The 22,200-nt window shown below is 34.2% G+C and carries 18 protein-coding genes and 1 pseudogene; 17 read left to right on the top strand and 2 right to left on the bottom strand.

What is annotated here, in order from left to right; all coding sequences use genetic code 11:
- Positions 1–6 precede the first annotated feature (6 nt).
- The 13 genes from AC1B0Z_RS09190 (at position 7) to AC1B0Z_RS09130 (ending at position 14,019) form a co-directional block, all read left to right on the top strand.
- Positions 7–936 carry a bifunctional riboflavin kinase/FAD synthetase gene (locus AC1B0Z_RS09190; protein ID WP_483791676.1) on the top strand — a complete coding sequence of 310 codons (930 nt, stop codon included), beginning with the start codon at positions 7–9 and terminating at the stop codon, positions 934–936.
- A complete protein-coding gene (locus tag AC1B0Z_RS09185) occupies positions 936–2,252 on the top strand; it encodes an HTTM domain-containing protein (RefSeq protein ID WP_483791675.1) in 1,317 nt (438 codons plus the stop codon). Before AC1B0Z_RS09190 ends, AC1B0Z_RS09185 begins: the two co-directional genes overlap by 1 nt.
- A gap of 175 nt (positions 2,253–2,427) precedes the next feature.
- A complete protein-coding gene (gene serS, locus AC1B0Z_RS09180) occupies positions 2,428–3,696 on the top strand; it encodes a serine--tRNA ligase (protein WP_483791674.1) in 1,269 nt (422 codons plus the stop codon).
- Positions 3,697–3,836: 140 nt separating this feature from the next.
- Positions 3,837–3,959: a hypothetical protein gene (locus AC1B0Z_RS09175; RefSeq protein WP_483791673.1), complete on the top strand. Its 123-nt coding sequence runs from the start codon at positions 3,837–3,839 to the stop codon at positions 3,957–3,959.
- A 171-nt stretch (positions 3,960–4,130) separates the two neighbouring features.
- The gene (locus AC1B0Z_RS09170; protein ID WP_483791672.1) at positions 4,131–5,906 is read left to right on the top strand and encodes a tetratricopeptide repeat protein; all 1,776 of its coding nucleotides are present in this window, start codon (positions 4,131–4,133) and stop codon (positions 5,904–5,906) included.
- A 17-nt stretch (positions 5,907–5,923) separates the two neighbouring features.
- Positions 5,924–6,190: a SemiSWEET family sugar transporter gene (locus AC1B0Z_RS09165; protein ID WP_483791671.1), complete on the top strand. Its 267-nt coding sequence runs from the start codon at positions 5,924–5,926 to the stop codon at positions 6,188–6,190.
- A 211-nt stretch (positions 6,191–6,401) separates the two neighbouring features.
- A complete protein-coding gene (ald, locus tag AC1B0Z_RS09160; RefSeq protein ID WP_483791670.1) occupies positions 6,402–7,502 on the top strand; it encodes an alanine dehydrogenase in 1,101 nt (366 codons plus the stop codon).
- Positions 7,503–7,588: 86 nt separating this feature from the next.
- The gene (locus AC1B0Z_RS09155; protein ID WP_483791669.1) at positions 7,589–8,281 is read left to right on the top strand and encodes a zinc metallopeptidase; all 693 of its coding nucleotides are present in this window, start codon (positions 7,589–7,591) and stop codon (positions 8,279–8,281) included.
- Between the two features lie 75 nt (positions 8,282–8,356).
- Positions 8,357–10,135, top strand: coding sequence for a MutS-related protein (locus AC1B0Z_RS09150; protein WP_483791668.1), 1,779 nt, complete (start codon positions 8,357–8,359; stop codon positions 10,133–10,135).
- A 66-nt stretch (positions 10,136–10,201) separates the two neighbouring features.
- Positions 10,202–10,705 (top strand): hypothetical protein, encoded by a 504-nt coding sequence (locus tag AC1B0Z_RS09145; RefSeq protein WP_483791667.1) that lies wholly within the window; start codon positions 10,202–10,204, stop codon positions 10,703–10,705.
- An 83-nt stretch (positions 10,706–10,788) separates the two neighbouring features.
- Positions 10,789–12,015: an L-2-hydroxyglutarate oxidase gene (gene lhgO / locus AC1B0Z_RS09140; protein WP_483791666.1), complete on the top strand. Its 1,227-nt coding sequence runs from the start codon at positions 10,789–10,791 to the stop codon at positions 12,013–12,015.
- Positions 12,016–12,051: 36 nt separating this feature from the next.
- On the top strand, positions 12,052–13,197 hold the full coding sequence (locus tag AC1B0Z_RS09135; protein ID WP_483791665.1) for a methionine aminotransferase: 1,146 nt from the start codon (positions 12,052–12,054) through the stop codon (positions 13,195–13,197).
- 39 nt (positions 13,198–13,236) lie between these two features.
- Positions 13,237–14,019: an amidohydrolase gene (locus AC1B0Z_RS09130; RefSeq protein ID WP_483791664.1), complete on the top strand. Its 783-nt coding sequence runs from the start codon at positions 13,237–13,239 to the stop codon at positions 14,017–14,019.
- Here the strand turns inward: AC1B0Z_RS09130 and AC1B0Z_RS09125 are convergent.
- Both AC1B0Z_RS09125 and AC1B0Z_RS09120 read right to left on the bottom strand, forming a co-directional pair.
- Positions 14,003–15,616: an Ig-like domain-containing domain gene (locus AC1B0Z_RS09125; protein ID WP_483791663.1), complete on the bottom strand. Its 1,614-nt coding sequence runs from the start codon at positions 15,614–15,616 to the stop codon at positions 14,003–14,005. The genes AC1B0Z_RS09130 and AC1B0Z_RS09125 overlap by 17 nt on opposite strands.
- 63 nt (positions 15,617–15,679) lie before the next feature.
- Entirely contained in the window at positions 15,680–16,138 is a 459-nt protein-coding gene (locus tag AC1B0Z_RS09120) for a ComF family protein (RefSeq protein ID WP_483791662.1), read from the bottom strand.
- 356 nt (positions 16,139–16,494) lie between these two features.
- Here AC1B0Z_RS09120 and AC1B0Z_RS09115 point away from each other — a divergent pair, with 356 nt between their 5' ends.
- The 4 genes and pseudogenes from AC1B0Z_RS09115 (at position 16,495) to AC1B0Z_RS09100 (ending at position 22,155) form a co-directional block, all read left to right on the top strand.
- Positions 16,495–17,928, top strand: a complete 1,434-nt coding sequence (locus AC1B0Z_RS09115) for a hypothetical protein (RefSeq protein WP_483791661.1) — start codon at positions 16,495–16,497, stop codon at positions 17,926–17,928.
- A 12-nt stretch (positions 17,929–17,940) separates the two neighbouring features.
- Positions 17,941–20,865, top strand: a complete 2,925-nt coding sequence (locus AC1B0Z_RS09110; protein WP_483791660.1) for a hypothetical protein — start codon at positions 17,941–17,943, stop codon at positions 20,863–20,865.
- Positions 20,866–20,867: 2 nt separating this feature from the next.
- Positions 20,868–21,335, top strand: coding sequence for a hypothetical protein (locus tag AC1B0Z_RS09105; RefSeq protein WP_483791659.1), 468 nt, complete (start codon positions 20,868–20,870; stop codon positions 21,333–21,335).
- Positions 21,336–21,597: 262 nt separating this feature from the next.
- A pseudogene (locus AC1B0Z_RS09100) lies at positions 21,598–22,155 on the top strand (REP-associated tyrosine transposase).
- Positions 22,156–22,200 lie beyond the last annotated feature (45 nt).

Below are 22,200 nucleotides of genomic sequence, written 5' to 3'. Positions count from 1 at the left end.
ACACCTATGGGTAAGGTATTGAAAATTGAAAAATATAAATCTTCAGCATCCACAATAGTAACGATTGGAACATTTGATGGTGTGCACGTGGGACATCAAAAAATCATTAATCGTCTTATTGCTTTAGGTGAAAAGAAAGGTTTAAAATCTGCAATTCTTACATTTTTTCCTCACCCAAGAATGGTTTTACAAAAGGATTCCAACATCAAACTCATTAATACAATTGATGAACGTAGCGAGATATTGGACTCATTAGGGCTAGACTATCTATTGATAAAAAAATTCACAAAGGACTTTTCGCGATTATCGGCAGAAGAATTTGTAAAACAGGTTTTGGTAGAAAGACTAAATGCTAAAAAAGTAATTATCGGTTACGATCATAGATTTGGTAGAAACAGGAATGCGGATATCAATGATTTGATAAAATACGGAGAGGCATTTGGGTTTGAAGTAGAAGAAATTTCAGCTGAAGATATTAATGACGTTGCAGTAAGTTCCACAAAAATTAGAAAAGCGCTTTTCGAAGGCAATATTCAAAAAGCGAATAGATATTTGGGCTATCCATTTATGCTGACAGGAACCGTTATAAAAGGAAAAGGTATTGGAAAGCAGCTTGATTATCCTACTGCCAATATAGGCATAGATGAAGCCTATAAACTCATACCAAAACAAGGTTCTTATGTAGTAAAAACGACTATTGGTAAAGATACTGTTTTTGGTATGATGAATATAGGTATGAATCCTACGGTTAGTGGCGAAACAGAATCTATAGAAGTACATTTTTTTAATTTTGATAGCACCATTTATGGCGAAAAAATTCAAATTGATGTGTTAGAGCGCATTCGGGATGAACAGAAATTTGAATCAGTTCAAGCACTTAAAGATCAGCTTCAAAAGGATAAACTTTTTTCATTGAATTTTATCAATAACTTATAATGTTGAATAGTTGGTTGTTTAAACATATAGACAATTCACAATTAGTAGTTTTTAGAGTTTTTTTTGGTCTACTTTGTTTCTTGGAATCTTTTGGGGCGATACTTACTGGTTGGGTAAAACGTGTTTTGGTTGAACCAAAATTCACATTTACATTCATAGGTTTTGAGTGGTTGCAGGTATTTCAAGGTGAAGGGATGTACGCGTATTACGCTGTAATGGGCATTTTTGGTTTGTTCATTATGGTTGGCTACAAATACAGACTAAGTATGATAAGTTTCACCTTGCTTTGGTCGGGAAGCTACCTAATGCAAAAGTCCTCATACAACAATCATTATTATTTGTTGGTGTTAATTAGTGCTATAATGGTATTTATGCCAGCGCATCGTGATGTGTCTTTTGATGCTAAATTAAATCCATCGTTAAAAACCAACGCAATGCCCAATTGGTGTCGTTTGGTGTTTATCCTGCAACTTTTTATTGTTTACACCTACGCTTCTGTCGCAAAACTCTACCCAGATTGGTTGAATGGAACCGTTATGGAAGTATTAATGAAAGGAAAACAAGGTTACTTTCTTATTGGAGATATGTTACAGGAAAAATGGTTACAGAACATTTTAACTTGGGGTGGCATTTTATTTGACGGTTTAATAGTGCCTTTGTTGTTGTACAAACCAACAAGAAAATGGGCATTCATTATTTCAATAGGGTTTCATTTATTTAATTCGGTAGTGTTTCAAATAGGTATTTTCCCTTATTTGGCATTGGCTTTTTATCTGTTTTTCTTTCCGCCAAAAACCATTCGAAACATCTTCTTAAAAAAGAGAGGGTTTTATGATGAAAGTGAAATAAAATATCCAAATTTTAAGAATGCTTACATTATTTTATTTGCTATCTATTTTGTTTTTCAAATAGTATTACCACTGCGCCATCATGGGTTTAAAGATGATGTGTTATGGACAGAAGAAGGGCATCGTTTGTCATGGCGCATGATGCTAAGAGCTAAATATGGGAGAACGGTATATATAATAAAAGATAAAGCTACTGGTGAGCGTATAAGCATAAATATGAACCATTACCTAACCAAAAAGCAGCAGAAAAGCGCTAGTACAAAACCAGACGTAATTTGGCAGTTTTCAAAATACTTAAAAGACCATTTCAAATCTAAAGGAAAAGATGTAGAAGTTTATGTGGATTGTAGGGTAAGCGTAAATGGAAAGCCTTTGAAGCGCTTTATTAATCGCGACGTGGATGTTGCAGCCCAACAATGGAAACCTCTAAAACATAGCGATTGGATTTTACCTTCAAAAACGGAATAAATACTACCTAAATCATTAAATTTTTTCTGTGAAACACTAAATTTTGTGTTCAAAAAATTATAAAATTTAGCGTTACTTCAGTAACCACTGCGTTAATTCACGTATTTTTTTCATTTGTTCTAGCGAATATTCAAATGAAAAAATTCATGTATTTTTGTCGCTTAAATTTAAAACCATGCTACAAGTTCCATTTATTCGAGATAATAAAGCAGCGGTTATACAACGTTTGGCAAAACGAGGTATAGATGCCAGTAAAATGATTGATGAAGTTATTGCTTTGGATGAAAAACGCAGAAGTATTCAAACCGAATTGGATAATACTTTAGCAGAGTCTAACACCATTTCTAAACAAATAGGTGGCTTATTCAAGTCCGGTAAGGTTGAAGAAGCAAATGTCTTAAAGGCGAAAACAGGAGAACTAAAAGAAGCTTCAAAAACCCTTACGGAAGACCTGAATGAGACCACAGATAACTTACAGGAACTGTTGTTTCAAATCCCAAATGTGCCTCACGAATCTGTGCCTGCTGGCAATTCTGAAGAAGATAACGAAGAGGTTTTTCATTGGGGCGATATCCCAACACTTCACGAAGGTGCATTGCCGCATTGGGAGCTTGCAAAAAAATATGATATCATAGATTTTGAGCTTGGTAATAAAATTACAGGAGCGGGTTTTCCTGTCTATAAAGGAAAAGGTGCAAAGCTACAACGTGCGTTAATCACTTATTTTTTAGATAAGAATGCAGAGGCTGGATATACGGAATACCAATTGCCATTATTAGTGAATGAAGCCTCTGGTATTGGCACGGGACAATTGCCTGACAAAGAGGGGCAGATGTATCACGTTACTGAAGATAACCTGTACTTAATTCCAACGGCTGAAGTCCCAGGAACTAATATTTTTAGGGATACAGTGTTGAATGAGAGTGATTTACCAATAGGGATTACTGGATATACCCCTTGTTTTCGAAGAGAAGCTGGAAGTTATGGTGCCCACGTTAGAGGTTTAAACAGGTTACATCAATTTGATAAGGTAGAAATCATAAGAGTAGAGCATCCATCAAAATCCTATGATGCTTTGGATGGAATGGTAAACCACGTAAAAACTATTTTAGAAGAATTAAAGTTGCCCTACAGGATTTTAAAACTGTGCGGAGGCGATACATCTTTCGCATCTGCTTTGACATATGATTTTGAAGTGTTTTCAACTGCACAAAATAGATGGTTGGAAGTGTCTTCTGTTTCAAATTTTGAAACCTTTCAGGCAAATCGATTAAAACTACGATTCAAGAATGCTAATGGGAAGAACGAGTTGGCGCACACGTTAAATGGTAGTGCTTTGGCATTACCAAGAATTCTAGCGGGGATTTTAGAGAATTATCAAACCGAGGATGGTATAGATATTCCTGAAGTGCTCCAAGCCTATGCAGGATTTACTAAAATATGATCTTTTTCTTTCAAAAAAACATGTAAAAATCGATTAAGTGCGTTTTAAACATGCTGATTAACGAATTTTTGCAAGTTTGCTTGGTGATTTCCAGTATATTTTAGAATATAGCTAGACCAAATCTATCAACCTACTTAACCATGAAGAATGTACTACGTATTATTCTGCTTTTAGCACTCATATTTATCGGGAGTAAAGTTTTGTTTTCAGATTTTAGTTTAGAAAAATCTGAAGATAAAACCTTGGCAGTTGCGAAAAAATAATTTGTTTTAAACAAACAAAGACTGTCCCCAATCGAGTGATACTATCGTTTTTAATATCGGTAGTTTAGTTAATAGAACTTTATTTTGGTTGGTAATGCCCGAATGCAATATTCGGGCATTTTTGGTGTTTTGAGCATATAAGTTTCAATTTAACTTCATTATATTTACTCAATGAGATTGCTGTTGTTTTTATTCCTGTTTATTCCTGCACTTCTATTGGCACAAGATGATTTGTTTGCTCAGGAATACTACAAAAATGGTGATTTTGAGAAGGCATTGATAGAATACAAGAAGCTGTATTCAAAATCTAAATCAAACATAAGTTATATTAAACAGATTATTGATATCCATCAACAATTGGAACAATATCAAGAGGCTGAAGATTTTTTGACAGCAATAATAGGGAGAACCAAATATCCCGCATTTTATGTAACGCTTGGGTATAACTATCAATTACAAAATAAACCAGAAAAGGCTAATGAAAATTACACGATAGCCATAAATAGTTTGCTGGTAAACCCCAATAATGCCTATTCTGTTGCCAGAACATTTCAAGATTATGCATTGCTAGATCGGGCGGCAGCCACTTATGAAAAGGCTATGGAGCTTAATCCAAAATTGAATTTAAAATTACCTTTGGCTCAAATTTATGGTGAAAAGGGAGATATTGAAAAAATGATGTTGAATTATATAGATTTTGCAGAGAAGAATCCCATTTCAGTGAGCAACGTAAAGCGAGCGCTTAATAGTTTTATTAGTGATGATGGCAGCAATGAGAGCAACATCATTTTAAGAAAATTGCTTATCAAGAAAATCCAGCAAGAACCCAATGTGCTTTGGAATGAACTCTTGAGCTGGTTGTTTATTCAGCAGAAGGACTTCAGTAAAGCATTTGCCCAAGAAAGGGCCATAAATGCAAGAGTTCAGGAAGGACTAGAACGCATCATGAGTTTAGGCAAAACTGCCGAAAGAGATAAAGCCTATGAAACTGCAAAAACCATATTTAACTATGTAATTGATAATGCTCAGGATAATGATACAAAATTAGTGGCGTTTTATGATTTACTTCAAATCGAAACAAAAGAAGCCGATAAAGATTCACTTAAAGAACTTGAAAATAAATACATAGAACTTTTTGATACCTATGGTACTTTCGCACAAACATTAGATTTACAAATATCTTACGCTCATTTTTTAGCCTTTTATATGAATAAAACAAAAGAGGCAACTGTGTTTTTGGAAAATGCATTAAAGTTACCGTTGAATGAAATTGAAAAGGCCCAAATTAAATTAGAACTGGGTGATATTTTGGTGTTAAAAGAAGAGTTCAATAAAGCTTTGATCTACTATACACAGATTCAAAGAAATTTAAAAAATAGCGAAGTATCACAAATGGCAAGATTTAAAGTAGCTAAAGCGAGTTACTACAAAGGCGATTTTAAATGGGCAGAATCTCAACTAAAGATTTTAAAATCTTCAACATCACAATTAATTGCTAATGATGCTTTAGATTTAAAATTATTGATAACCGACAATAAATACGAAGACTCTCTTCAAACAGCCTTAAAGCGTTATGCGAAGGCAGATTTGTTGGCTTTTCAAAACAGAAATGATGAAGCTATTATGGTACTGAATACAGTACTTGAGGAACATAAAACTGAACCCATAATACCCCAAGCACTATATAAGCAAGGTCAACTTTTTGAAATAAAAAAGGAATACGAAAAGGCTGCAAATAATTATCAACAAATAATTGATAATTACAGAGATGGTATTTTAATTGATAACGCTATTTATAGTTTGGCAGAGTTATATTTGTACCGTTTGAATGCATCAGAAAAGGCCAAGGAATTATACAAAGAATTAATTTTTAATCATGCTGATAGCATTTATTTTATTGAGGCGCGCAAGCAATTTAGAAAGCTTCGTGGGGATGCTATTAACTAACTTTTAAAGCTTTACTAATGGGTTTTGATGCATATGAAGCAATAGGTTTTGCCGCAGCATTACTTACAACAATTGCATTTTTACCTCAAGTATACAAAACATGGAAAACTAAAGATGTTTCGAGTTTGTCATTGCCCATGCTTATTTTATTCTTTATCGGTATTGTGCTCTGGCTTATTTACGGGTTTATAAAACACAGTCCTTCCATGATTTTTGCAAATTCTATCACCGTAGTATCTTCAATTATGTTGCTTTATTTCAAAATAAAGTATCAAAAGAAATAAAATATATTTATATACTTTCTTCAATAGAAATAGTGCAGTCTAAACTCAATAATATGAATATGTTTTATGTGATTCCTAGCGTATTGTTAAAATCGATATTGAAAATTCAAAAAAAATAAAGATTCTCTGTTTATTTTCAATTCAATATCTTAATATTGTACTCGCATTTCGTTTATTAACCATAATTGTAATTTAACTTAAAAATTGAAAGATGAAAATTGGTGTTCCTATTGAAATTAAAAACAACGAAAACCGTGTAGGAATGACGCCTTCTGGTGTTTTCGAATTAACAAAAAGAAATCACAATGTATACATTCAAAAAGATGCTGGTTTTAACAGTGGTTTTTTGGATGAAGACTACATTAAAGCAGGTGCAACTATTCTAGACACTATCGAGGAAATTTATGATATGGCGGATATGATAGTGAAGGTAAAAGAGCCTATTGAGCAAGAATATAATTTGATTAAGGAAGACCAAGTAGTGTTTACCTATTTCCATTTTGCATCTAGCGAGGTACTAACCAAGGCTATGATAGAGAGTAAGGCGGTGTGTATAGCTTATGAAACGGTAGAGGATAAAGATGGATCTTTACCATTGTTAATCCCCATGTCTGAAGTTGCCGGTCGTATGTCAATCCAACAGGGGGCTAAATACTTAGAAAAACCAATTCAAGGGAGAGGTATTTTACTAGGAGGTATTCCTGGTGTGCCACCTGCGAAGGTATTGATTTTGGGAGCGGGTATTGTGGGTGTTCAAGCAGCACGTATGGCTTCGGGATTGGGGGCAAATGTTTTCATTTTAGATATCAATATGAAAGCTTTGCGCCATGTGAGTGAAACTATGCCAAATAATGTGATTAGCGAGTTTTCAAGTGAATATAACATCAGAAAACATATAAAGGATTCAGATTTAATTATTGGTGGCGTATTAATAAAAGGAGCAAAAGCGCCCAAATTGATTACAAAAGATATGCTAAAAGATATGCGTCATGGTGCGGTAATGGTGGACGTAGCGGTAGATCAAGGTGGTTGTTTTGAAACCACTAAACCTACAACACATCAAGACCCTACCTATATTATTGACGAGGTGGTGCATTATTGTGTGGCCAATATGCCAGGAGCTGTACCCTATACTTCAACAATGGGCCTTACTAATGTTACGCTACCTTATGTTATTAAACTGGCAGATATGGGATGGAAAAAGGCATGCAAAAAAAATAAATCTTTGGCTAAGGGACTTAATATCGTTAACGGTAAAATAGTATATAAGGAAATTGCCGAGGCTTTTGATTTAGAATTTGAAACTGTATAAGCCAGTCAGTGAATCTGACAAAATTTCATAGGTTAGAATTGGCGTGATTATTGTTATCTTTATAGTAATTTAAAAAAAATGAAATTATGTTTGGATATTATATATTAATTGGTGCAGTAATGCTCGCTAGTTGGGCGGTAAGTAATACTTTAAAACGAAAGTTCGCAAAGTACTCAAAAGTGCACTTGAGAAATGGAATGAGTGGTGCTGAGGTAGCTCAAAAAATGTTGTCGGACCATGGTATTTATGATGTTGAAGTTATTTCTACACCTGGAAAGTTAACCGACCATTACAACCCAAAAAATAAAACAGTTAATTTAAGTGAAGCCGTTTATAACGAACGTAACGCAGCAGCAGCAGCGGTTGCGGCTCATGAAGTTGGTCATGCTGTACAACATGCAAAAGCTTACAGTTGGTTACAAATGCGCTCTACTTTAGTGCCAGTGGTTAGTGTAACTTCTGGTATGTCGCAATGGTTAATAATAGGAGGACTGGTTTTAGGTGGTGCCGCTGGATTAGGTTTAGGATGGTGGGTTGCTATAGCTGGTTTAGTAATGATGGGAGCTGCAACACTGTTTAGTTTCATTACCTTACCGGTAGAGTATGATGCTAGTAATAGGGCATTAGCTTGGTTGAAGAATAAAAATGTAGTTACACCAGATGAATACAAAGGGTCTGAAGACGCTTTAAAGTGGGCTGCCAGAACGTATCTAGTAGCAGCTATCGGTGCTTTGGCAAATCTATTATATTGGGCATTTCAAGTGTTTGGAAGAGATTAACACAATACATTATAAAAACAAAAGCTCTGAATTTATTTCAGGGCTTTTTTGTTTATTTACATTTTTAATTACGTAATGATAAATTTAAACCCTAAAGTATATTACGAAGAACATTTAGAACGCTACAAGCTAAAATCGAAAGCGCTTTATAAGCGGTTGACCATATTAAGTATTTTGCGTGTATCGGTATTTCTGATTGTAGCTATCGGAATTTATTTTTGTTTCAATTTTTGGCAAGTATCAGTATTACTTACCGTTATTGGGACAGGTCTTTTTGTGTATTTACTTTCAAAACACAGCGATGTAAAGCATCAAAAAGCTTTTTATGATGCTTTAATTAAAATAAATCAGGATGAGCTCACCATAGCTTCAGGAGATTTTCACAATAGAGATCAAGGATTAGAATTTCAAGACCCCAAACATTTTTACAGTCTGGATATTGATTTATTTGGTCGTGGTTCCTTCTTTCAATTTATTAATAGAACGCATATTAAAGAAGGGGAAAAGCAATTGGCTGACGCTTTAAAAGCAAATGAAATTATCGATGTAAAACTTCGACAGGAAGCTATTAAAGAATTGGCTTCTAAACCAAAATGGCGACAGTTTTATGGTGCAAATGCAAGATTGGTCACCGCAGAAACTCCTGCAACAACTATTATTGATTGGTTAGGGCATTATAAATCATTCTTACCAAGACTAATGCGATGGTTGCCAATAGTATTTAGTTTATGTTCCATAGCTATTTTTTTAGGCATTATTTCAGACGTTATTGCCAACCAAAGTGTTTTAGGGTATTGGTTGTTTTTAGGTTTAGGACTTACGGGAATATACGTCAAGAAAACCAACCAGCTTTCTTCCAATGCTGATAAAGTAAAGGATACATTCCGTCAGTATGCCGTATTATTGGATATGATTGAAAACGAAACGTTTCAGTCGGAATTGTTGAAACAAAAGCAACATCAAATTCAAACGGAACAAGACAAGGCCTCATTAATTTTTAAAAAGCTATCAAGATCCTTAGATGCATTAGATAATAGGAATAATATTATAGGTGCCATTTTTGGAAACGGTTTCTTTTTAACCGATATAAAAAATAGTTACAGAATTGAGCAATGGATTGAACAATACAATACCAAGGTTTCTGATTGGTTCGAGGTTGTATCTTTCTTTGATGCCTACAACAGTTTAGGCAATTTCTCATTCAATCATCCTGAATATGTATTTCCAGTAATTAGTGAAGATGAACATATTATTAAAGCAGAAAGTCTTGGGCATCCACTTTTAAATAAAGATAAAAGAATAGATAGCAACGTTGTTATCAAGAATGAGCAATTTTTTATTGTTACGGGAGCAAACATGGCTGGGAAAAGTACATTTTTAAGAACTATTTCACTACATATAGTCATGGCTAATGTTGGTTTGCCTGTGTGTGCTAAGTCAAGTGTTTACAGTCCAATAAAACTAATTACCAGTATGCGTACATCAGATTCCTTGACTGACGATAGTTCGTATTTCTTTTCAGAGTTAACACGATTAAAATTTATAGTTGATACAATAAAAGAAACACCGTATTTTATTGTGTTGGATGAAATCCTGAAAGGTACAAACAGTACTGATAAAGCTATTGGTTCTAAAAAGTTTGTTGAAAAACTTGTGGCATCCAATGCTACAGGGATTATAGCAACCCACGATTTGAGTTTATGTGACATTGAAAAAGAACTAGAGGATGTTAAAAACTACTATTTTGATGCAGAAATCGTCAATGATGAACTGTTTTTTGATTATATATTGAAAGAAGGTGTTTGCAAGAACATGAATGCAAGTTTCCTTTTGAAGAAAATGGAAATAGTATAGTTTTTTATTGGAAACTAAAAGTGACTTTTTAGTGAAAATAGCGTCTAAATGATAAACATTTAAACCATGAAAAATATAGTTAGATTCTTATTATTGATAGTATTTATAATGATTGGAATGTCACTAACTGCACAAGAAGTAAAAGTTAATGACAAGGTATATGAAGTTAAAAAGGGACTTATTTTCCAAGAAGGTGTGGATGTTACCAATACTTTGAGCGTGGAAGAAAAAGCAAAAATTTTAGCTGAATTTGAAAAGAAACAACAAAAAACAGCGGAAGCTGAAGCAACACAAAAGCGAATAGAAAAGGCAGAGAAAGAGCAGAAAAAAGCTGAAAAGGAACAAAGAAGAGCTGAAAAAAAGCGAAAAAAGGCCGAAAAAGCATTAAAACAAAAAGAGAAGGCTCAGTCTAATTATGACAAGGCTACCAAGAAATTCACAGACGCCCAAAAGAAGTATGAGAAGCTAAAAGGCAAAGGCAAATTATCACCGCAGGATGAAAAAAAGTGGTTGGAGAAAATAGATAAATTAAATGCCAACGTTGCTAAGACAAAACAGAAGCTAAAGTAAATACAGAAACTAGATTTATCTGTAAATCTGGTTTGATTACTTCAAATTATATAATATCTTAAGAGCTCAACAAGAATAAGTGTTTGAACTCTTTTTTTTATGATATAACAATTGTTGGCGGTGGTATTGTTGGTGCTGCTACGGCCTATAAAATTCAACAGAAATACCCTAGCTTAAAACTGCTTCTTATCGAGAAAGAGGAGAGTTTAGCTGCACACCAAACAGGGAATAACTCAGGGGTGATACATTCAGGGTTATACTCCAAACCAGGATCGCTTAAAGCTAAATTATGCTCAGATGGAAGAAAGCAATTGGTGTCTTTCGCTAAACAGTATAATGTGGCTCATGAGGTATGTGGAAAAGTTGTGGCTGCAACCGATAAGAGTGAGCTACCTTATTTGGATAAGATTTTCAATAACGGAATTCAAAATAAAATAGAGGATATTGAGAAAATTAATTCAGATCAGGTTAAAGAAATAGAACCTTATGTGAAAAGTATTGGAGGTATTTGGGTACCTTGTACAGGTATTATTGACTTTAAGTTCGCTACGGAGACCATGGCAAATTTGGCTTTAGGGGTACAGCCTAAAAGCAAAATCGTACTGGGAGAAGAAGCTATGAATTGGAACCATTCGTCTGAGACTTCAGTTTTAGTAACTTCAAAGCAAAAGTATAATACTAAATATGTTATTTTCTGTGGTGGTTTACAAGCGGACAGGTTAGCAAAAAAAGATAATATAAGTCTCAAACAACGCGTATTAGGTTTTAGAGGAGATTATTACAATCTTACTGAAGGCGCAAAAGAAAAAGTAAAAAATCTTATATATCCAGTACCAAACCCAGCGTTTCCATTTCTTGGGGTTCATTTTACAAGGATGGTAAATGGCGATGTGGAGTGCGGGCCAAATGCAGTATTAACCTTTAAACGAGAGGGCTACGGTAAAACCGATTTCAATTTGAAAGATACCGTTGATGCTTTGACTTACTCAGGAACATGGAATTTACTTAAAAACAACACCAGGTTTGCGTTGAATGAATATCGGCGTGCATTTTCAAAAACTTTGTTTTTAAAGACATTACAGCGTTTAATACCATCATTGAGTAGAGAAGATATAGTGCCTGGGAGATCTGGAGTAAGAGCAATGTTGCTTAAAGAGAATGGAGAGATGCAAGAAGATTTTGAGATCGCCTACCAGAACAAAAGTATTCATGTATTAAATGCGCCTTCACCAGCAGCTACGGCGTGTTTAGCCATTGGAGATAAGATTTGCGATATGGCCACTACACATTTTAATTTAGGAAGCGTTTGAATGTGATGATTGTTTATAAGTTCTTATCTTTAAAGGATGCAATATGCTTCAAAAATTCCCAACGTAGGTACTACCATTTTTACCATTATGAGTGCTTTGGCAACAAAGCATAATGCCATAAATTTATCTCAAGGTTTCCCAGATTTTGATAGCGATAAGGAACTTATCGATTTGGTTAGTAAAGCCATGAATTCTGGATATAACCATTACGCACCAATGCAAGGGAATTTAGATTTAAGAGAAGCTATTGCTGAAAAAATAGCTACACTTTATAACGCAAGTTATCATCCAGAATCAGAAATTACAGTAACGGCTGGAGCTACTCAGGCTATTGCCACCATTATAACAACTTTTATAGGTAAGGAGGACGAAGTTATAGTATTTCAACCAGCTTATGATAGCTATCAACCGATGGTGGAGCTTAACGGAGGTAAAGTGGTTCCCATTCAAATGAAGGCATCCAAGGGTTTTAAAGTTGATTGGCAAGAGGTGAAAGAGAGCGTTAATCATAAAACTAAGATGATTATTATTAATTCACCTCACAATCCAACAGGTTCGGTTTTTTCTGGTGAAGATTTAGTAAGGCTACAGGAAATTACTAGAAACACCAATATTATTGTTTTAAGCGATGAGGTATATGAGCATATGGTTTTTGATAGTGAGAAGCATCAAAGTGTTTGCATGTATCCAGATTTAAAAACAAGAAGTTTTGTGGTGGCATCATTTTGTAAAACCTTTCATAATACTGGTTGGCGAATAGGGTATTGTTGCGCTCCAAATGAACTCATGAAGGTGTTTTTAAAAGTACATCAGTTTAGTGTGTTTTGTGTACATCATCCAACACAAAAAGGAATTGCAGACTATATGCAAAACCCAGAACCTTATCTTAGTCTACCTAAGTTTTATCAGAGGAAAAGAGATCTGTTTTTAGATTTAATAAAAGATTCAAGATTCAAATTCACACCTGCTAAAGGCACTTATTTTCAATTGCTGGATTATTCAGAAATTAGTGATGCATATGATGTTGATTTAGCAAAACGATGGACTATTGAGCAAAAAATAGCCTCTATTCCATTATCTGTTTTTAATTCTAATGGTTTAGATGAAAAGCTATTGCGATTTTGTTTTGCTAAAAAAGACGATACTCTAAAACGAGCTGCGGATATTTTAAACTCTATTTAATATAATATCTGACAGATAAAAAACGATACAATTAAGCATATGAAAGATGACTTAAAAATAGCTTCAATACAAGCCGATTTAGTATGGGAAAACCCAGAACAAAATCGGTTAAATTTTGGTGAGAAAATTAAAAATATTAGAGAGGAAGTAGATATTATTATTCTGCCAGAAATGTTTACATCTGGGTTTACCATGAATGCAAAAAGTGTCGCTGAAACAATGGATGGAGCTACTGTATCTTGGTTAAAAGATATGGCAAAAACAGCGCAATCTGCTGTTGCAGGAAGTGTAGTGATCTCTGAAAATGGCAGTTATTTTAATAGATTCTTGTTTGTAGAACCGTCTGGGAAATTATCATATTACGATAAGCGGCATACATTTACATTAGCAGGCGAGCACAAAGTTTATACCGCAGGAACAACTAAGTTAATTTTAGACTATGAAGGATGGAGGATTTGCCCATTAATTTGCTATGATTTACGTTTTCCCGTATGGGCAAGAAATACTGAAGATTATGACATTTTGTTGTACGTTGCAAATTGGCCTGTGCCAAGAATTGATGCTTGGGATGCGTTATTGAAAGCAAGAGCCATTGAAAATATGAGTTACTGTATTGGTGTGAACCGAATTGGTGTTGATGGCAACAATACATTATATTGCGGAAGTTCAGCTTGTTATGATGCTTTGGGAAAAAAAATATCTGCTTTACCTTTGAATCAACAAGACATCGACATAGTAAAGCTGTCTAAAAACCACATAAGGAAATATAGAAATGCACTTAAATTTTTAGAAGATAGAGATGAGTTTAATCTTTTAACGTGAATGTAGCCTCAACGTCCCAACCTGCGCGTACTTCGTCTAATTGAGTTTCAGAATGTTTTACAATTTCAGGTTGAATCTTTTTAAGATAATTTCCTGTGTCGTAAACCTTATTTCCGTTTGAATCAAAAATCACTTTTACAAAATAATTACCAGGATTAATGTTTAAAAAATCAAACGGTCTTTGCTCGGTGGCATATTGTTCGTATTTAACGTCTCCACTTTTATCTGTAAGTTGAACGATAATAGGGTATGTTGCATTATTCACTCTTAAGCGTAAATTGCCATAACTATCCTGTTTTTTCGTTCTTAACGAATATTGAAGCGTATCATTAGTGTTTTCAAAAAAATCAGTAAAAGCTTCAGGAAAAATAGTCATTTTATACTCATTATTTTCGGTTTTTTTAAAATCTAATGCATAAGTGTTGGATAGAGAATCAAATTGTTTTACGGTAAACGCAACGGGCAATGAATCTTTGTCTATCAGCTCAATTTTAGTTTTATCAAATTTAGTGAAGGGGATATTCCCCGAAATCCTAAAATCTTCATCGTATGCAATGGAACCGTTCGGTTCAGCCTCAAATATTAAAGAATCACGTTCCTTATCGCGAATTCTTACGGTATATTCCTTTGTAACTTGTGGGTGCTCAATATTTAAAACCAAAGAATCAATTTCTAGCTTTGGTTTATACCAAAAATAAAGCGTGTCGGTGTCTTTGTTTTTTGTAAGACGATACTCAAATCCTTCTGGTACTTGAGTGCTCCAAGAAAATTTTAAGTTTTCAGGAATCCCTTCATACCCAATCATGATTTTTTCACCATTTAAAATCTGAGGTCTTGAAGGGTTAAAATCTGCAACCTCCTCAAATAGCCTTAAGCTATAAACGCTGTCAGTTGGTAGTGTAATAAACTCTTTTTTAAATGCAATTTGATCTGATTTTTGCTGATAAATATTATCACCATTTTTATCCTTTAATGCAACCAATAAATACTTGCCCGCCTTTGCATTTTCTATAGTGTAAGTAGTAAGGCTATCCAGTGTATTGGTAATATATTTTGGAGTTTCTTTATAAATAATAGAATCTGTAAACGTAGAGTCTACTTCATACAGCATTACAGAAACGAAGGTTTCAGGTTCACGTTTAAAGGCATCTGTAATATTTCCCGAAACGGTTAAAGAGTCAATAAAATCTCCAGTGGTAAAAACGTAACGATAATAAGTGTAAGGGTTGCCTTCGTTATTGTCCTCGATACTATTTCCAAAGTTAAATGCATAAGTTGTATTGGGCGGTAGTGTGTCGAATATTTTTATTTTGATTGTTTTGCTTGCAGCTCCCAAAGGCGTAATTTCGGGTTGGGTTTTCATCGGGGGCGAAATAATTAATTGCTTTTGAAGGTTTTTAATTTTGATGTATTCGTTAAACTCAATCCTTATTTCCTTAACATCAAAATTGGTAGAATAGTTTTCTGGCGAAGTGCTAGTGATTTCGGGAGGCGTGATATCCTCTTCACCACCTTGGGGTGTGCCTCTGTTGGCGCAATTAATAAAAATACAGCCAACGGTTAGTGCCAAAATAAAATTTAAAAACGTTTTGCGCATTGCCTTAATTAAATTTTAAGCAAACCTACATAAAATTTGCCTTAAAAATAAACGATAAAATTTTTAGGCTATTGCCATAGTGGCAATACTTATTTTTATCACTTTTGCCTGACTTAATGCTGAGGAACATGCTTCTAAAGTGGCACCAGTTGTAATAATGTCATCAACTAAAAGTATATGCTTATCTTCAATCTTCGTGATGTTTTTTACAGCGAAAATTTCATTGCTATTATTCCATCGCGCTAAACGGCCTTTTGTGGTTTGAGATTTGGTGTTCGAGATTTTTACTAAAACATCATCTACATATTCTGCATGTAATGCTTTGGCTATTTGTTGCCCAAATTTTGTTACCTGATTATAGCCTCTTTTTTTTAGTTTCTTTGGATGTATTGGCACTGGTATTACCATGTCTATGGTTTGGTAAGCTTCAACTTCACTTAGTTCGCCACCCAACCAATTTCCCAAAAGTTCCCCAATATGTTCATAACCTCTGTATTTCAGTCCGTGGATGAGTTGTTGCACGAGCTTGTTTTTCAAAACGAAATAATGCCGTGGCGTACTCAATTTTTGCTCTACCCCTCAATACTTTTTTTACGGTGTCATCATCATTAAAGTGAAATTCGGTAACGGGTAAATCATGCCTACAGTTGATGCAAATAGTGTCTTCATTATCCGACAGGTAATTAGAGCATGCGTAGCATACTTTTGGGAAGAATAGGTTTATGACGGATTTCAAAAGTTAAGATAACGTTAAGGCTGTAAAATTACGGTTTTTCCGCAATAACATAATACAAATTATTAGCATTTTCGCTGATCAAAAATAAGTAAAAACGTATATATATATACGATAAATCTTTCATTTAATTTTAAGCAAACCTATGAAACAAAAACTACTACAATTATGTTTTGTTCTTTCCATGAGTTGTGTAATACCAACTCATGCGCAAACAAGCAACTTTAAGCAAAATACCGACAAAGCTATTGCCTATTTACAAAAAGAAAATTATTCTCAACAAGACTCAATTACAGCCATTGAGTTGTTAAAACCATGCATTGATGGTGAGTACGCCCATGCACAATTTATAATGGGAAGATTATACCTCAATAATCATTTACAAAACGATGATGAAAAAGGTTTTAAGCTTATTAAAAAATCTGCAAAACAGCACTTTCCCAGAGCATGTACAGATTTAGGTAATTTGTTTAAGTACGGTATTGGTTGTGAGATTGATTATAAAAAAGCTAAAAAATGGTATAAAAAAGCACATAAGTTAGGAGATGCGCGTGGCACTTACAGCGTTGGGTATTTGCATTATAAAGGGCTAGGTGTTAAGCAAAATTACAAGAAGGCCATAAAATGGTTTAGGCAAAGTAATAATTATCCCATGGCTAAACATTGGCTTGGGGTGGCGCATTATTTTGGATATGGTGTACCTATAAACAAGCAAAAGGCAATGCAGTTGCTAAAGGAAAATTATATTGAAAATAGCGATGTAATGTTACACTGTATGGAGTTTCATTTGAATAATGATAAAGAAAATAAAACTGATGTTGCATTTATGGAAATTTTGAATGCTGACTTAAAAAATGATGAACTTTCTTTTGACTATTTGAAAGGTAATTGGAGCGGAAGTTTGGTGCAATTAGATTGGTCCGAAAAAAATATAGAACAGGAGTTTCCAGTATCTGTAGAGTTTAATAAAAATTCCGATGGATATATAAGTTACAAACTTAATTCGTTAGAGCAAACACGTGAGGGAGTTGTTGAAAGTTTTGACAATAAATTACTTTTTGAAGACTTCAGCTATAATTTTAAACGCCCATATTTTAATAGCAATGATGAGCAAAATATATCATACACTATAAATTCAGCTAGTTTTGATATTTCAACTTTTGAGGATCAAGAGTATTTAACAGCGGTTTTAGATACTTACGTTGCAACTATGCAAGAGCCAGGAAATACTTTGGCACTTATACTTACCAAAGATGAAACCGTAACGGAAAATGGAAAAACTATTTCTAGCGAAGTAGTAGACGCATTAAGTGAGCAAACAGATGATTTTATAAAGCTCTATCCAAACCCTTTTGAAAGAGATCTATTCATTTCTTATAACCTAGAAGAAGGTGGTTTGGTACATATTACAGTATCAGATTTAAACGGCAACCAAAGTTATGTTTTGGAAGAAGGTAGAATGCAAAGTTCAGGCAGTTACACGTATTATTTTGATGGGTCAACATTGCCCCAAGGTATCAGTGTTATTACTGTTTTTGTTAATGGAGAAAAACATACAAAGTTAATTGCTAAAAAATAATCTGAAAACATTATGAAACATAAAATACAATACATATTAGCCCTAATTTTTTGCTTAAATATAGTTTACAAGGCCACAGGACAAAGAGACGAAAGAATGCTTAGTCCCGTCGGGGATCCTATATTACAGGAAAGACATACCTCTGAGTTTACTGTTGTTAGTGGTGATTGCTGCTCTGATGGGGAAGTGTCTAACTTTACTTTCGGAGATCCAATTCTAGACGCTTTACGAAATCATGAAGTAGCTCAAATTGCTGCTGAGAGACGTTTTCGCGAATGGGTAGGTAGGCAATACAATATAATGGAAGAGGAAATAGAAAAACAATTAAGAACTAGTTTCTCTAATTTTAATGAAGCACAAAGAACTTTTTTTAAAGATTTTGAGATGCCTTATGTTAAGATTGCCTCCAGAGTCTTAAAACCCAAATATGATAAAAAAGTAAATGAGAAAAGAGCGCTAAGAGATGAATGTTTAACAAATATTAAGTTTTTAGATTTAAGAGCTAACCAAATAAACTTAGGACTTGTAGCTAATGCTCCCTATGGAGGAGTAAAAATAGGAAGTACATCATTAAGTGAGATTACTTCGATTGAGCAAATCAACAGACTTCGACATACGGAAGTTAAGATGTTCTCAGAAAATCAATGGAAATTAGAGCAAGAACAGCGAATTCAAAATCAGTTAAACAATGAATTAACAAATCTCAATAATTTAAACCACGGAATTTTACAAGAATTAGCTAGAATACAGGTTAATTATTTTGGAGGAGCAGGAAATGATTTTCAAAAATTAGATCACATGCAGCAATATTTGCTGTCGAGCGATTATTGGAATAATACTACTAATTTTGTTACAGTACCACCGTATAACTGGTTTAGGGTACACAGTTTTGGTAATCAGGATTTTGTGGAGCCTTATGTGTGGAGAAATAATCCTCCAGAATTGTCAATATTTCATGATGATTTTTGGAATTTAAGAATTCAAAGTCAACCTTGGAATACAAATTTTTGGTTACAAGAAAAAGAGCGTTCTAGAAGAGAAGCTCTAAACAACGCACTTAACGAGTTTGATTTAGCTAGGGCTCTTGCCGAAGCAGCCATCTCAGGTCTGGGAGTAAGAAATGAAGACTATATAAATGATAGACCAACATTAAAAGCAGAAATAGAAAACTATTTTAAACTTAACCAATATTCCAAACTATCTCACGATTGTGCAAATTATCTGTTGAACCAGTATTTAGATGGTAATCATTTTACATTGGGCGAAAACTATTACGCCTCTGCCGGAACACCAGAATTTAATAGTTCGTTCAATCCCAATATCGCCATTGGCACAAATTTAAGTGCCATAGCAAAACGCGATGAGTTTACATACTTAAACAACGTATTGGCAGCACTATTAAACGATAGTGTGCACAGGCCAGAATATAAAGGGCAAATTATAAGGGAAGTGTTTGAGGCTAACGGTATAAATATACCAGCTGGTTTAGATAACGCAACGCTAGCCAACTATTTTAATTTTGCCCCAACTGCAGCAGATAGTATGCGTATAGACCATGCGAGGGGGCATGGGGTAAAAAGTAACTTAGACCAGTATCTAAGGGATTTAAAAGACTTTCATAATACCGTACAAGATATGCTACAAAATGCCCCAACGGGCATGAACCAAGTGGCGTATGTAGATTATGAAAACAGGATAGTTGAGGTTTTAAACTTTACCAACGACGCCGATGCTTTGGCCATAGCCGAAATGTTTAAAAACGAGATAGCTAGAAACAGGTATTTACAATTACACCATCATCAGGCCATAACCGATAGCGCCCAGAATATGCTGCAAGCAGGATTTAATGAAGGTTTGGAGTTTTCAAAAATGGCAAACCGAGACCCCGAAGGCCTGCGGATAGTTGCCTTCGAAGCAGCAGAAATATCGGCCATAGATGATATAGCCGAAGATGTGGGGCAAAATGGGGGTAGTTTTTGGCCTCGCAATGCTGAGGAGTGGCAAGCTTTTGGTGAAATGATGATACCTCTTATTGGTGAAATTATAATAGGCTTTACACCAGCAGGAGATTATTACGATCTTATTAGGTCTATAAACTCAGGTGATGTACTGGGTGCTTCTTTGGCTATTGGTGGTATTATGATTAGTTCTACAGCCTTAGGCCCTATAAAAGGTGCTATAAAAGGAGCTAGGGCTTTTAGGAAGGCTTTGAAGATTTATCGTAAAGTACGAGGTGTACTAGGTGCAGTAGGTATTGCAATAAAGAAAGGTTTTAAGATTACAATTGATAGTTTAGGAGAATTAGTACTTAAAAGAGGGGAACAGATTCTAGCAAAAGGAGACGCAGTTAAAGACTATTTAATAGATATAGCTAGAAAGGTCTCAAATACTGTAAGCAGCAAATTAGCATCGGTGCTTTCCTCTGGTGTTAAAAGAAATTTAGACGATGCAATTGCAAGAGGTGATTTTTTAGCAGAAACGGTTGAAGACGCAGTTGAGGAAATTGCGGAAGCCACTTCTAGAAAGGGAAGTCCTCTTACTTGGGATGAAGTTAAGGCTCTGTTTAAGCGTGGAAATGATTTTAATAGGAAAGCTAGAAATGGTGCATGGTATGATTATCATGAAATACATTTAGGTAATGGTAAAAGGCTAGATAGTTATGACCCCGATTTAGGAGAAATAATTTCTCGTAAAGCGACTGATTTAGGCAGTATTAATTTCTCTACCTTTGAAAATTACTTAAAGGAAATGGGACAAAAATATTCACCGGGCACAACGATCAGGTCAAATAAATATTCGGATATTAATGGACAGACACTAAGAGGGCAACAGATATTAGAAATTCCTGCTAGTAATCAAAATTTATCCAATATTCAAGATTATATTAATTTTGCTTGGAGTAGATACAGAATTAGAATAAGATTTAGACCTGAATAGATATGATTTTAGATGTTAAAATTTTAGAACTATATGAAAATATAAGGTTCTATGATAGATATAAGTCTATTTGTGAGGACAATAGGTTTGAAGGCGATTTATTAGAGAAACCAGATATGAACAGGGTTTTAAAATTATTTCGAGATTTGGGATATGAGCCGAATTATATAGCTAAAGAGAGTTTTTATAAGGTTTCAAGTGAATCAAATGATTATGAATTTTATTATCATATAGGCTTAAAATATGGAATAGCGGAAATTATCTTTGGTTCTTTAAACAAGAATAACGGTTCAAGATTTGGAGGAGTTTGTAGTAGGGTTTGTAAGTTACTCAAAATGTCAAAAGGTGAAGATCCCAATCCAATTAAGCCTGCAAACTTTACTAATTATGAACAGTTATACTTAATTATAAAAGAGAGTTTATCATTATACGAAGATTTTAAGGATGAAGTATTAAAGTTAAGTCCTTAATTGGGCTTAACTTCAAAATTTGGATAAAATGAAATATGGATAAAGAACTGTTTCAATTATATGAAAATATTGATTTTTGTCTTAAGTATAAAAACATAGTAGAAAGTCATAGGATAGAAAATAGAAACCATCGATTAAAAAAAAAGTGATAAAGTAAGGGTAATACAAATCCACCGCTAGCGCTTGTTTGTAACGAGTGCCGTTAACGAAAATAAAAACAAGAGCAATGGTGAAAATCATTGCTTTTTGTATTTTGGTATTCATGAGCAGAAAATATAAGTTTCATAATAAAAGCGGTTTATATTTTGTAAGTTTCGCAACAGTGTATTGGCTTGATATCTTTACAAGACAAGTTTATTTCGATATTTTGACAGAAAGTGTAGATTATTGTAGAGCAGAAAAGGGTATGGAATTATATGCGTATTGTTTTATGCCTAGTCATGTGCATCTTGTGTTTAGGTCTAGTAATGAACAGCCTATGGAGCTATTGCGAGATTTTAAAAAATATACCGCGAAAAAAGTGATTTTAGAAATTAAAAACAACCCAAAAGAAAGTAGAAAGGAATGGTTACTTTGGATATTAGAACGAGCAGGTAAAAAACAAGGAAACATTTCTAAGTATCAATTTTGGCAACATCATAATAAACCAGTAGAATTATGAAGTGAAAAAGTGATTAAGCAAAAGATAGATTATATTCATAACAACCCTGTTGAGAGTGGTTTTGTAACGAACTCTGTAGATTGGAAATACAGTAGTGCCAGAAATTTTCAAGATGACCATACTATATTGGAGATAGATGATATTGGTTTTTTGGGTTGATTTAGTTATGTCAAAAGCACTCGTTGCAAACGAGCGCTAGCGGGG

It is taken from the genome of Hyunsoonleella sp. J2K-J805 (assembly GCF_057167125.1).
The sequence above is the reverse complement of the archived record's forward strand: the minus strand, read 5'-3'. Positions and strand labels throughout refer to the sequence as shown.